At 66.9% G+C, this 12,378-nt stretch carries 13 protein-coding genes; 6 read left to right on the top strand and 7 right to left on the bottom strand.

From position 1 onward, the window contains the following. Positions 1-24 precede the first annotated feature (24 nt). The 5 genes from BOQ54_RS06305 to BOQ54_RS06285 all read right to left on the bottom strand — a co-directional run bounded on the left by BOQ54_RS06305 (position 25) and on the right by BOQ54_RS06285 (position 4,841). Positions 25-1,305 carry a TRAP transporter large permease gene (locus BOQ54_RS06305; RefSeq protein ID WP_245316312.1) on the bottom strand — a complete coding sequence of 427 codons (1,281 nt, stop codon included), beginning with the start codon at positions 1,303-1,305 and terminating at the stop codon, positions 25-27. 51 nt (positions 1,306-1,356) lie between these two features. Further along, positions 1,357-1,866, bottom strand: coding sequence for a TRAP transporter small permease (locus tag BOQ54_RS06300; protein WP_063187629.1), 510 nt, complete (start codon positions 1,864-1,866; stop codon positions 1,357-1,359). Positions 1,867-1,897: 31 nt separating this feature from the next. Next, positions 1,898-2,920, bottom strand: coding sequence for a TRAP transporter substrate-binding protein (locus tag BOQ54_RS06295; RefSeq protein WP_071923540.1), 1,023 nt, complete (start codon positions 2,918-2,920; stop codon positions 1,898-1,900). Positions 2,921-2,987: 67 nt separating this feature from the next. Then, positions 2,988-3,893 carry a helix-turn-helix domain-containing protein gene (locus BOQ54_RS06290; RefSeq protein WP_071923539.1) on the bottom strand — a complete coding sequence of 302 codons (906 nt, stop codon included), beginning with the start codon at positions 3,891-3,893 and terminating at the stop codon, positions 2,988-2,990. 90 nt (positions 3,894-3,983) lie between these two features. Next, positions 3,984-4,841, bottom strand: a complete 858-nt coding sequence (locus tag BOQ54_RS06285) for a helix-turn-helix domain-containing protein (protein WP_071923538.1) — start codon at positions 4,839-4,841, stop codon at positions 3,984-3,986. Between the two features lie 343 nt (positions 4,842-5,184). Between BOQ54_RS06285 and BOQ54_RS06280 the strand changes: the two genes are divergently transcribed. Continuing rightward, positions 5,185-6,096, top strand: a complete 912-nt coding sequence (locus BOQ54_RS06280) for an MBL fold metallo-hydrolase (protein ID WP_071923537.1) — start codon at positions 5,185-5,187, stop codon at positions 6,094-6,096. Between the two features lie 3 nt (positions 6,097-6,099). Here the strand turns inward: BOQ54_RS06280 and BOQ54_RS06275 are convergent, their stop codons facing one another. After that, entirely contained in the window at positions 6,100-6,882 is a 783-nt protein-coding gene (locus BOQ54_RS06275; protein WP_071923536.1) for a DUF1499 domain-containing protein, read from the bottom strand. Between the two features lie 191 nt (positions 6,883-7,073). On the opposite strand from BOQ54_RS06275, the gene BOQ54_RS06270 reads away from it, so the two are divergent. The 4 genes from BOQ54_RS06270 to BOQ54_RS06255 all read left to right on the top strand — a co-directional run bounded on the left by BOQ54_RS06270 (position 7,074) and on the right by BOQ54_RS06255 (position 10,436). After that, positions 7,074-7,580, top strand: a complete 507-nt coding sequence (locus BOQ54_RS06270) for a MarR family winged helix-turn-helix transcriptional regulator (protein WP_055459166.1) — start codon at positions 7,074-7,076, stop codon at positions 7,578-7,580. A gap of 41 nt (positions 7,581-7,621) precedes the next feature. Beyond that, entirely contained in the window at positions 7,622-9,049 is a 1,428-nt protein-coding gene (locus BOQ54_RS06265; protein WP_055459167.1) for an amidase family protein, read from the top strand. Between the two features lie 161 nt (positions 9,050-9,210). Then, complete coding sequence (locus BOQ54_RS06260) at positions 9,211-9,507, top strand: hypothetical protein (RefSeq protein WP_055459168.1); 297 nt, start codon at positions 9,211-9,213, stop codon at positions 9,505-9,507. Positions 9,508-9,524: 17 nt separating this feature from the next. Further along, a complete protein-coding gene (locus tag BOQ54_RS06255) occupies positions 9,525-10,436 on the top strand; it encodes a metallophosphoesterase (RefSeq protein WP_055459169.1) in 912 nt (303 codons plus the stop codon). Positions 10,437-10,442: 6 nt separating this feature from the next. On the opposite strand, the gene BOQ54_RS06250 is transcribed toward BOQ54_RS06255, so the two are convergent. Then, positions 10,443-11,030: a L,D-transpeptidase gene (locus BOQ54_RS06250; RefSeq protein WP_055459170.1), complete on the bottom strand. Its 588-nt coding sequence runs from the start codon at positions 11,028-11,030 to the stop codon at positions 10,443-10,445. A gap of 200 nt (positions 11,031-11,230) precedes the next feature. Here BOQ54_RS06250 and BOQ54_RS06245 point away from each other — a divergent pair, with 200 nt between their 5' ends. Continuing rightward, positions 11,231-12,163, top strand: coding sequence for a histone deacetylase family protein (locus BOQ54_RS06245; RefSeq protein WP_071923535.1), 933 nt, complete (start codon positions 11,231-11,233; stop codon positions 12,161-12,163). The last annotated feature ends 215 nt before the right edge of the window (positions 12,164-12,378 follow it).

Raw genomic sequence — 12,378 nt, 5'->3', positions numbered from 1 at the left:
TTTTCTTCTCCCAGGTCTGCCGGGTCAGTAGCCCAGCAGCCGCGGCAGCGCCGTCGATATGGACGGCACGTAGGAGATCACGAGCAGCACGGCGATGTTCGTCAGCACGAACGGCCAGATGCCCGCGATCACCGTCTCAACCGGTTTGCGCAAGGCCGACGACGTCACAAAGAGGTCGAGGCCAAAGGGCGGCGTGATCATGCCGATGCAGATGTTCAGGCAGACCACGAGCCCGAAATGGATGGGGTCGATGCCGAGCGCCGTCGCCACCGGGAAGATGGCGGGCAGCAGGATGACCATGATGGAATTGGGATCGATGAACATCCCCGCGATCAACAGCACGACGTTGATGATCAGCAGGAAGACGATCCAGTTCACCTGCCAGTCGTTGAGCAGCATGAGAAGCTGATCCGGCAGGCGTGCAAGCGTGACGAAATAGGAGAGCAGCGAGCCGACCGCCAGCAGGATGAAGATGGCGACGATGGTGAGCGCGCTCTGTTCGGCAACCTGCATCACGTCCCGCCACCCAAGCTGGCGGTAGATGACCATCTCGACGAGGAGGGCATAGGCGACGGCGACCGCCGCGGCCTCGGTGGCGGTGAAGAAGCCGGAATAGATGCCGCCGAGGATGATGACCGGCATGCCGAGCGCGAGCAGCGAGGCCTTCACCGCCTCGAAGCGCTCCGCGCTGCTCGCCCGCGGGGCGGGCTCGATGCCCGCACGGCGCGTGACGAAGGCGACGTAGAGCATGAAGGCGAGGGCGAGGACCACGCCGACGGCAAGGCCGCCGGCAAACAGCGCCGCGACGGAGGTGCCAGTGAGCCAGGCATAGACGAGGAGCGTGATGCTCGGCGGGATGAGCAGCGCACATTCCGCGCTCGATGCGATGAGGCCGAGCGAGAAGCGCTCCTTGTAGCCGGCGCGCATCAGCTCGGGATGGAGGAAGCGCCCGAGCGCGGCGACGGTGGCCGGCGCGGAGCCGCAGACCGAACCGAAGGCCATGCACGAGACGACCGTGGTGTGACCGATGCCGCCGGCGCGATGGCCGAGGTTCTTCTTGACGAGGTTCATGAGCCGCTCGGCGATGGTGCCGTGGGCCATGAGATCGGCGGCGAAGATGAAGAACGGAATGGCGAGCAGCGTGCCGACATTGACACCGCCGACCATCTTCTGGGCGATGACGATGTCCGGCAGGTTCGGGAATTCCGCAAGGCGGGCGAGCACGCTCGGCACGCCCATGACGAGCAGCATCTCGAACCCGAGAACGAGAAGCAGGGCAGCCAGTATGCAGAGCAGGATCAACACGGGAAAAGCGCCCTCTTCGATACGTCGGACCGTCCGCCGCAGTGGTTGGGTTCAGTGGTCCTGGCCACGGTCGGCGAGCGCGAAGCGGTTCTCGACGCCGACAAGCTCAAGCAGGTAGCGCAGGCCCAGCAGCACGAAACCGACCGGCAGGGCCGCATAGAGCCAGACCATGGACACATCGAGCGTCGGGCTCGTCTGGCCGGAATTGACGATGAAGCGCGCGAAATCGTAGCCGACCTTCGTCAGATAGGCACAGAAGGCAAGGCCGACGGCATTGATGACGAAGGCCACGACGCGCTGCACGCCCGCCGGCATCCGCCGGTAGAGCGCTGTCATGGCGATGTGACGGCCTTTCTCCAGCGTCAGTCCGAGGCCGAGAAAGACGAGCCAGGCGAGCATGAACAGCGCCGCCTCCTCCATCCAGGCGAAATGGAGGGATTGCGAGGGCGCGAAAACACGCACCAGCACGTTGACCACATAGCCGGCCGACATGGCCACGAGCAGAAGGCCGATGATGTTGCGCTCGAAGGTGCGCAGGACGGTCATTGCGGTGCGGAGCATGGGGTCGCGCCCTCGGGTTTCGTCGCAAGGCTCAGTTGGCGAGGCCGAGCTTCTTCGCTTCCGCCTCGTAGACCTCCATGACGGCCTTGCCCTCGGCGCCGGCGCGCTCGAGATAGGCGTCACGGGCGGGCGGGAACATCCTGGCGCGCCAGTCGGCCCGCTCTGCGTCGCCGAGAACGCGCACGTTCACGCCCGCTTCCTTGATCTGGTTGAAGGCCAGCGTCTGCACCTCTTCCTTCAGAGTCTCGACCTGCGGGCGCACCTCGAGAAAGGCCTTGACGATGACGTCTCGGTGGCCTTCCGGCAGGCTGTTCCACCAGGCTGGATTGAAGAGGACGAGGTCCTCCATGGCGCCGTGGTTGGAGACCACGAGGTCCTTCTGCACCTCGTAGTACTTCATGGTCGAGATCGTATCGAGCGGGTTCTCCTGTCCGTCGACGACCCCAGTCTGCAATGCCGTGTAGAGCTCGCCGAAGGGAATGGCGATGGCGGCGGCGCCGACGCCCGCGAACTGCTGGATAAGTATCCGCGAATCCATGACGCGGAACTTCTGGCCCTTGAAGCTGTCGACGCCGGCGAGCGGCTTGGCGGAAGTGACGCTCTTGCGCCCGTTCGGCCAGATGGCGATGGCGACGAGGCCGCGCTTGGTGAACGAATCGAGGATCGCCTGGCCGAAAGGGCCATCGCGCAGCGCCTGCGACTTGGCGCGGTCCTCGGGCATGATGAAGGGGATGTCGAGCACCGAGACGACGGGATTGAAGCCGCCGAGGAAGGCGGCCGGCATCACCGTGCCCTCGGACGAGCCGAGCTGGGCGCCCTCGACCATCTGGCGGGCATTGCCGAGCTGCGAGGCGGGATAGAGCTGGAACTCGACCTCGCCGTTGGTGCGCTCCTTGACGAGCGCAGCGACCTTTTCAAGCCCCTTGTGGCGCGGCTGGGTGGCGGCCTCGAGATGGCCGATCTTGGCGACGTACTTGGCCTGCTGGGCCTGGGCGGCGAAGGTCCCCGCAATGACCAGCCCGGCCGCGAGCAGAACGACTCTGCGCGTGAGCATCCGTTTCTTCCTCCGGCTATACGGAAGTCGAAACGATATCGCTTTTTTGAGTGTTGTCTAATTTTTTTTACGCGTCGCGCACACCGGCCTCGACCCGCTCGACAACGTGTCGCAGGCGCTCCGCACCTTCGCGGCCTTTCGCAGCCCTGCGCCACAGGGAAGCGATGAGGTTGTCGAACAGCTGCACGGCGTCCGGTGCCTCGGTGACCATGGCGACGCCATTGCGGATGTTGGGATGGTCGGCGAAGCGGAAGGGGCTCATGGCGACGAAGGTGCGCTCCTTCTGCCGGAAGATCTGGAAGGTCTGCTGCGGCAGGGTTTCCTCGACGATGCCGATCTGGATGCCGATGGGCTCCTCCTCGAGGAGATCGGCAAGACGCAGGATCTCGCGCCGCGCGATCGCCCGCCGTTCGGCCGCCTCCTCCTCCGGCAGGTCGAAACGGCCGATGACGCCGCTGCGCAAGAGCCGTTCGATGTCCTGCAGCCCGACGATGCTGACGATGCCGGGCCGCCGGCGGCTGGCGTGACCGCGCCGCTCGCGCAGGATGCGCACCAGTGCCTCGACCTCGGGAGCGACCTCCTCCTCGCCGACGTCGCCGACCACCGTCTCGCGGATGGCGAGTTCGACGGCATGGGCATATTCGTCCGACGACAGCAGGTACGAGAACGGCGCGAAATGGGCGAGGATCTGTTCGGCCCCCTCCTCCAGCTGGCGCATGCGCTCGAAATAGGCCACCGCGTTGTCGTAATACTCGACGCTGACGCCCAGCAGCGAGGCAACCGAGACATCGAGGAGGTCGGCGATGCGCTGGATCGTCTCGATCTTGACCACCTCGCCCTTCTCCAGGCGGTAGATGGCTGCACGCGACATCTCAAGACGGTCCGCGACCTGCTCCGCCGTGATGCCACGCCCCAGGCGATAGGCGCGCAGGCGCAGGCCAATCTCCAAAAATCGCGAATTGTTCTCTTTCATGAGACACAATTAGCAAAATTGGATATGCTGCGCCAGTTGCGACGCCCCCGAGTATGGGAAGCCTCCCACGCCGCCGCGTCGACCACCCCGCTACTGGGAGCTGCGCGGCGAGTAGCCGTATTTGCGCTTGAAGTTGCGGTAGAAGGTCGAGACGTCGTTGAAACCGCTGTCGAAGGCGATGTTGATGATTTTCTTCTCAGACGACGACGCCAGCTCCTTGCGTGCCGCCTCGAGCCTGTAGTGCAGGATGGTGTCGCGCAGCGACAGTCCCGATTCCTCGAAGATCTTGTACAGCTTGCGCTGGGAAATGTTGAACTGGCGGGCGATGCGCCCGGCCCCCAGGTCGTGATTGTCGATGTTCTTCTTGATGTATTCGATGATGTCGTTGGCGAGGCGCGCCTTGTTGCCGCCATCGCTGCGCGCCGTCTGGTCGCGGAGGAACGTCTTGAGCATCTCGACGATGTTCTGGCGGATCGAGACATCCACATAGTCCGAGATATGCGAATTACCATACTTCAGGAGGAAGCGGGAGAAGAACTGCATGTATTCGCGCAACGAAACGGATTCGATGCTCGCCGCCTCCCCCTTCAGCGCCCCGGCGAAATCCGTCATCGACGACAGTTCCAGCCACTGGAAGGTGCACCGCCCGTCCTCACCCGCCATCATATCGATCGACAATAGTGCCCGCGCGTCGAACACAACGATGCGTTCGCCACCCACATCGAACGCGCCATGCTCCAGCGTCAGCCGCATGGCACCGTTCTGTACGGCCGTCATGACGATGCAGGGCGCCTTGCCTGCAACCTGCACCACTTCGCGCAGAAGACGCCCCGGCGGCAACGCCATGCTGCAGACGCGCATGTCGTTATACTTTATCCAATCGATGGCTGCCCTGAACTCACCATCCAGCATGAAATCGCATTTGTCGACCCCGACAAGGGCCGACATATCCGACTGAAACTCGCCATCTATTCTATTATAAGTTGTCCTAATTACGACATTAACATCGCTCAATTCATTTTGTTTTATCATTTTATTTCTCTCGACTGACGTCGTAGCGAAAAGTTACCCCTCAAAACTGAACATCAAATGCTCATACAGCAATGCAACCAGCGCGCTAATAATAGCATTTTATGCAACTTTGCATAGAATGCGAGCCTTCTCCGGCGCCATTCGCATACGGCCTGTAGACCGGCTGATGGCCGATGGTCGCGTTGCCAACCGCTCGTGCTACAAGAGCGCCTCGGGTGATCCGAAAGCCGGTCGCCGCATCCCGGTGAGGGCCGAATCAATGACGCAGGCCATTCCCTTCGAAGAGGAGATGGAGGCCCCGATCGGGCGGACCGAGGCGCTCACGCCGCTCGTGCGGCGGCTCGTCGCGCCGAACGGCGGCCCCTTCACCTATCGCGGGACGTGCAGCTACATCGTCGGCCGCGGCCGGGTCGCCATCATCGACCCGGGGCCCGACGACGCCACCCATGTGGCGCGGCTGCTCGATGCCGTGCGGGGCGAGACGGTGACGCACGTCGTCGTCACGCACACTCACCGGGACCACTCCCCGGCTGCGGCCGCGGTGCGCGCAGCCACCGGCGCCCTCGTCGTCGGCTGCGGACCCCATGTCGCGTCGCGCCCGCTGGCGCTCGGCGAGGCCAATGCGCTCGATGCCTCGGCAGACCACGCCTATGCGCCCGATGTCGTCCTCGCGGACGGCGAGGCCGTGGCCGGCCCGCACTGGACACTCACGGCGCTCGCGACGCCCGGCCACACGGCCAATCACCTCGCCTTCGCGCTGCCCGAGGAGAACACCCTGTTCTCGGGTGACCACGTCATGGCCTGGTCCACCACCATCGTCGCGCCGCCGGACGGGTCGATGCAGGCCTACATGGCCTCGCTCGCGAAGCTGAAGATGCGCGAGGAGACGATCTACCGGCCCGGCCACGGCGGCCCCGTGCGCGAGCCGCAGCGCTTCCTGCGCGCCCTCGTCCACCACCGGCGGCAGCGCGAGGCCGCGATCCTCAACCGGCTTGCGGCCGGCGACGAGACCATCGCCGAGATCGTCCCGTCCCTCTACGAGGGGCTGCCGCCGACGCTCTTCGGCGCAGCCGGGCTCTCCGTCTTCGCCCACCTCGAGGACCTGGTGGCGCGCAGACTCGTCGCCTGCGATGGCGCGCCGACGCTCACGGCCCGCTACCGGCTGGCGTGACGGTCAGAACTGCGCCGCCCTCGCCTGCAGCTCGAACTCGGTGATGAAGCGGGCGATGCGCTCGGCATTGACGCCGAAATCGTGCACGCCATAGCGGGAAGCCGAGCGCACATCGACCCTCGTCCCCTCTGCGCGCGGCGTCACCCGGATCACAATGTCGTCCGGAAAGCGCAGCAGGAAGGTGTGGTCGACGGCATCGATCTGGCCGCGCCCGGTACGCCCGCCGGGCTGCCGCACCTCCGCGATGTCCCAGCCGAGCGTGCGTGCCACCCTCTCGGCGACCGACAGCGCATCCTCTGGCGACAGCTCGGCATAGATCGGGACGACGTCCGCATAAGCGTCGCGCTGCGGCAAGCGCTCGTCCGCCGCGATCTCGCGGGGCACGTGGCCCGCGCGGGCGGCAAGCACCTGCGCCGAGCGCGAGAAGGTGGGCGGGTCGAGGATATCGGTGCTGATGTCGTTCATCCGCGGCAGGACGACGGCCTTGAAGCCGAGGAATGCCGGCCAGCCGAGCACAACGAGGGCCAGCACGGCGCCCCGCACGGCGAGGGTAAGCCCCTGCTGCCCCTCCTGCCAGATGAAAACGAAGGCCGCGACCGCGAGGGCGAGAGCAACGAGCGCCAGCGCGACCGCGCTTGCGATGACCGACAGGCCGGCGAACCATTCGACGAGGCCGAGGCGGGTCAGCAGCACGCCCGCCGCCGCCACGAGCAGGGCGAACCAGCCGACCCTGCGGCTCCAGACGGCCGCTTGCGACAAAGGCTCCTCGACGATCAGGCGGCGCATAGGACGGCTCGCGGCAGGAGAGACGACGGCAGGAACGGCCGGGACGACCGCGTAGCCATGGATGGCATCGCATGGCGGCGGGCGCAACGGCATCGGCGTCGCGGCGGCATCATCGTGCAGTCGGGCGGTGTTTTCATCGCCGCGCAGATGGGTTAAGGCCTTGGGGCAAGCATGGGGACGGGCCGACACTGATGACAGAAGGCGTTCAGCAGGGCGACGCGCTGATACGAACCTGGCTGCGCTTCGTCCGCATGAACCAGCGGCTCTATGCGGCCATGAACCAGGAGTTGCGCCGGCTCGACCTGTCGATTCCCCAGTTCGACGTGCTATCCACCCTGACCGAGCGCGAGGGCATCACGCAGCAGGAGCTGGCAGAGCGCCTCTATGTGACGAAGGGCAACGTCTCCGGCCTCGTCGACCGGCTCGCGGCGAGCGGCCTCGTCGTGCGCCAGCCCATTGCCGGGGACCGCCGCTCCTATGCGCTCCATCTGACGGAGAAGGGGCGTGCGCTTGCCGAGCGCGGCATCGCCGCCCAGCGCGCCTATGTTGAGCGGACCCTGGGCGTTCTTCCGCACACCGATATCGCGGAATTGGAACGTGTGCTCCTTGCCTGGCGCGATATCCTGCGCCGCGACGAGGAGGACCGGAGCGACCCTGCCGGCAGGCCGGGGCGCATCCGCTCTCCCGCGGCCGAATGAACGGGCCGCAAGACAAGCTCGTATGAACCCTGGGAGGGGCCGTGGATCTCCTGACGCAACCCGCGCATGCCATCCTCTCCTGCCTCGAGCGCGGCGAATTGTCGAGCGTCGCGCTGCTCGACATGACGCTCACGCGCATTGCCACCGAGAACCCGGCGCTGAACGCCATCGTGACACTCGACACGATCGCGGCACGCAGCGCCGCCGAAGAAAGCGACGCCCGCCGGGCCGCGGGCAAGGCCCGCGCACTCGACGGGCTCGTCATCACCATCAAGGATGCCTTCGACGTCGCCGGCATGGTCTCGACCGCCGGGGCGCCGAGCTTCCGCGACCGGGTGCCCGAAGCGGATGCGGCGGCCGTCGCACGGCTGCGCGAAGCCGGCTGCGTCATCCTCGGCAAGTCGAACGTGCCGCTTTTCTCGGGGGATTTCCAGACGTACAACCCCGTCCACGGCACCACCAACAATCCCTGGGACATCACGCGCTCCACGGGCGGCTCGTCGGGTGGGGCGGCCGCTGCCGTCGCGACCGGCATGAGCGCCTTCGAGCTCGGGTCGGACCTCGGCGGCTCGCTGCGCTGGCCGGCGCATGCCTGCGGCGTCTTCGCCCTCAAGCCGACCTGGTCTCTCGTCTCGACACTCGGCCACGTGCCGCCCGCGCCAGGCACGCCCAAGGAGGGCGACCTCGTCGTCGCCGGCCCCCTCGCCCGCTCGGCGGAAGACCTAGCGCTGATCCTGCCCGTCATCGCGCGCGACGGCCGGCCGATCGACGTGCCGCGTCTCGACGGGCGCGGCCTCAGGGTCGCCGTCTGGCTCGATGAGCCCCTGGCGCCGGTCGATGCCGAGGTGGCGGCCGGGGTCGCCCATGCCGCATCCCTGCTGGCCGAGGCCGGAGCCATCGTCGACGAGCGGGCGCGGCCGGGCTTTTCCTTCGCCGAGACCTTCGAGGTCTACGCGCTTCTCAACCACGCCATCGTGGCGGCCGGCCTGCCGCAGAAGGTGCGCGACAGGCTGGCGGCCGATGCCGCCAGCTACGCTCCCGGCGACCTGTCGCACCGGGCCCTGCAATCGCGCGGAGCACGGCTCGACGTCACCACCTGGCAAAGGCTGCTGGAGCGCCGGCGCGCGCTCAAGGAGCACTGGGCCGTCTTCTTCAGAGACTGGGACGTGGTGCTGATGCCACCGGCGCCGGTGGCGGCCATTCCGCACGACCAAACGCCGGACATCCACGCCCGCACGATCGCCGTCAACGGTACGGAGCGCCCCTACTTCGACTTCCTCCTGTGGTCCTCGCTCGCGAGCGTTGCGCATCTGCCGGCGGCGGTGGTACCCGTGATGCGCACGGCGGCCGGCCTGCCGACGGGGGTACAGATCGTCGCGGCAGAATGGGCCGATGCGACGGCCATTGCCGTCGCCCGCCTCCTGGAGGAACGCGGCTGCCGCTTCGTGCCGCCCGGCCGGAACGCCTGAAAGACAAGTCCCGGCCTGTCGGAGCGCCAGCGCACATCCCGTGCGGCGTCGGCTGGTTAGCGTCTCGATCCGCACGGCGCTGTTAACCCTGTCGCGGAGTCGATCGCGATATAACACGCCTTTGCCGCAGTGCCGCCAAGCGCCCGACGCGATCGGGCGCGATGGTGACGAACGTCGCGCCGCACGGCAGGCGGCGCACCCAGCCGGCCGGCCGCCGGCAGAGCCATGAGACCGAGCAGATGACCGAGATCCCTTCACGTTCCGAAGATAAGGCCGGGAAGACGGCCGTGGCCACCGCCCGGATCACCCCCGCTTGCCAAGGCAAGGCGGATGCGCCAACGTTTCGTGCCATCGGGATTCCGGCGGTGGCGGCCGCGGTGGAGCAATTCCGCCGTGGCAGGCAGAGGAAGGCCGAGCGGCTGCCCGACTATCTGCGCGACGGACCCTTTGCCAGCTGACAGGACCTTCGTGAAATATGCCGACCCGGCGAACTCTTCTCAAAGCCTTCGCCGGGACGGTCGTTGCAGGTGCCGGGTTCGCCTCCTACGCCTTGGCGGTCGAGCCGGGCATGCGGCTCATCGTCAAGCGCTACTGGATTACGCCGCGCGGCTGGCCGTCGGACATGGAGCTGACGCTGGCCGCCATCGCCGACCTGCACGTCTGCGAGCCGCATATGCCCGCCGCCCGCGTCGCGGAGATCGTCGCGGCGACCAATGCGCTCAAGCCGGACGTGACGGTGCTGCTCGGGGATTACATCGGCACGCACCGTTTCGTGACGCGACGTCTCGAACCGGAGGAATGGGCCGAGCCGCTCGGCCGGCTCGCGGCGCCGCTCGGCGTCTATTCGATCCTCGGCAACCACGACTGGTGGCACGCCATCGCGCCTGGCATGCCAGCGGACGGGGCGCGTACCATGCGGCGCACGCTCGAGGGCGTCGGCATCCCGGTGCTCGAGAATGACGCCGTCCGGCTGAAGAAGGACGGCAGGGCCTTCTGGTTGATCGGCCTCGGCGACCAGATCGCCCACATTCTCGGGCCGGACAGATTCCGCGGTGTCGACGACCTGCCCGCGGCGCTCGCCCAGGTCCACGACACCGCGCCCGTCATCCTGCTCGCGCACGAGCCGGACATCTTCCCCACCGTGCCGGCGCGCGTCAGCCTGACGCTGGCCGGCCATACCCACGGGGGGCAAGTGCGCTTACTCGGCTACTCGCCCGTCGTACCGTCCGCTTACGGCAATCGTTATGCCTATGGCCTCGTGGCCGAGCGCGGCCGCACGATGATCGTCTCCGGCGGCCTTGGCACGAGTATCCTGCCCATGCGCCTCGGTGTGCCGCCGGAGATCGTGCTCATCCATCTCGGCGGCCAGCCGGGGCCGCTGACGTGAGCGCCGCTATTTGACGATGACGCGCGCGCCGACCTTGGTGCGGTTGTAGAGGTCGATCACGTCGATGTTGCGCATGCGGATGCAGCCGGAGGACACGGCCTGGCCGATCTTCTCGGGCTCGTTGGTGCCGTGGATGCGGTAAAGCGTGTCGCGACCGTTCTCGTAGAGATAGAGCGCGCGGGCACCGAGCGGGTTGTTCGGCCCGCCCTCGGTAAAGCGCACGTGCGGCCAGCGGGCCTTCATCTCGGCCGGCGGATTCCAGTTGGGCCACTCGGCCTTGCGGGCGACCTCGGCCGTGCCGGTCCAGCCGTAGGCCTCGTCGCCGACGGCGACGCCGTAGCGGATGGCCTTGCGGTCAGGCAAGACGAAGTAAAGCAGGCGCGACTTCTGGTCGACGACGATGGTGCCGGGGGGCTCGCCGGTTGGATCGTCGATCATGTAGCGGCCGAACTGCGGATCGACGTCTGCCTGGGGAACGAGCGACATCCACTCGCGGTCACGCGCCGAGACATCCGGGTCGGGCACACCCTTGAAATTGCAGCCGGCCAGCGACATGCCGATCACCACGACGGCACCCAACATCCTCAAGAACATGCCAATCGCCCCCAAACGATCATCGATCGGGCGTAAGATGCGATTCGACGCGCCCGATTCGCGGTGCTGTATGGCACATGCGAACGGCGTAGCAACGGCCGCCGACAAGAAAACGACCCCGATCGGCAAATACTCGCCAAGCGTGACATGGACACAACGCCCGCCGCCTGCAAAGCTGCATCCTCTCCTGGGATATCGCCGTGACGACGCTCCTCATCTCCCCCCCTTCCTCGATGGCCCACGCGACCCCGCCAGGCCATCCGGAACGGCCGGAGCGCCTGCGGGCCATCGAGCAGGCGCTGGAGCAGGAGAAATTCGCCGATCTCGTGCGCATCCGCGACGTGCCGGCTGCGGATCGGGATGCCATCTGCCGCGCGCATCCGCCAAGGCACGTGGATGCCCTCATCGCCGCCGCGCCGCGCGAGGGAGTGGTCAGCATCGATGCCGACACGACCATGTCGGCAGGCACGCTGGAGGCCGCCGTGCACGCCGCGGGCGCGGCCATCCTCGCGGTGGACGAGGTGGTGGGCGGCTCGGCCACCAATGCCTTCTGCGCCGCCCGCCCGCCCGGCCACCACGCCGAGAAGGCGACGGCGATGGGCTTCTGCTTCTTCAACAATGCAGCCATCGCCGCGCGACACGCGCAGAAACGGCATGGCCTCCAACGCATCGCCATTCTCGACTGGGACGTGCACCACGGCAACGGCACGCAGGACATCTTCTGGGACGACGCGAGCGTGCTTTACTGCTCGACGCACGAGATGCCGCTCTATCCCGGCACCGGTGCCGCCTCCGAGCGCGGGGCGCACGACAACATTGTCAATGCCGTGCTGCATGCGGGCGAAGGGGGCGAGAGCTTCCGCGAGGCGCTCGAAGTCGCCATATTTCCGCGCATCTCCGCTTTCCGGCCGGACCTCATCGTCATTTCCGCCGGCTTCGACGCCCACTGGCGCGACCCGCTCGCCAACATCAACCTGACGGAGGAAGACTTCGCTTGGGCGACGCGCGAGCTCATGGACATCGCCGACCGGCAGTGCGGCGGGCGCATCGTGTCGCTGCTCGAAGGCGGCTACGACCTGCAGGGCCTGGCGGCTTCCGTGGCCGCCCACGTGCAGTGCCTGATGCGAGGGTGAGTTTCGACGTCGCGAGGGACGGCTGTCGGAGCGAGTTGCTTCCCCTCCCCCTTGTGGTCGAGAGGGAGAAGAGCGGTGCCTAGTCCCTCGCCGACGGTCAAAGAAAGGAGACCCGTCATGCGCGCGCCTGTCGCGGGCATCCCTGCCCTGACGTTACGCAAGGCGGAAAAGCGTGGAGGCCGGGACGAGGCCGGCCATGACGCGGGAACGGTGTG

It is taken from the genome of Chelatococcus daeguensis, from assembly GCF_001887265.1.
Classification (GTDB): Bacteria; Pseudomonadota; Alphaproteobacteria; order Rhizobiales; family Beijerinckiaceae; genus Chelatococcus_A; species Chelatococcus_A sambhunathii.
Note: the sequence above shows the minus strand (reverse complement) of the source record. Positions and strands in the feature narration are given on the sequence as shown.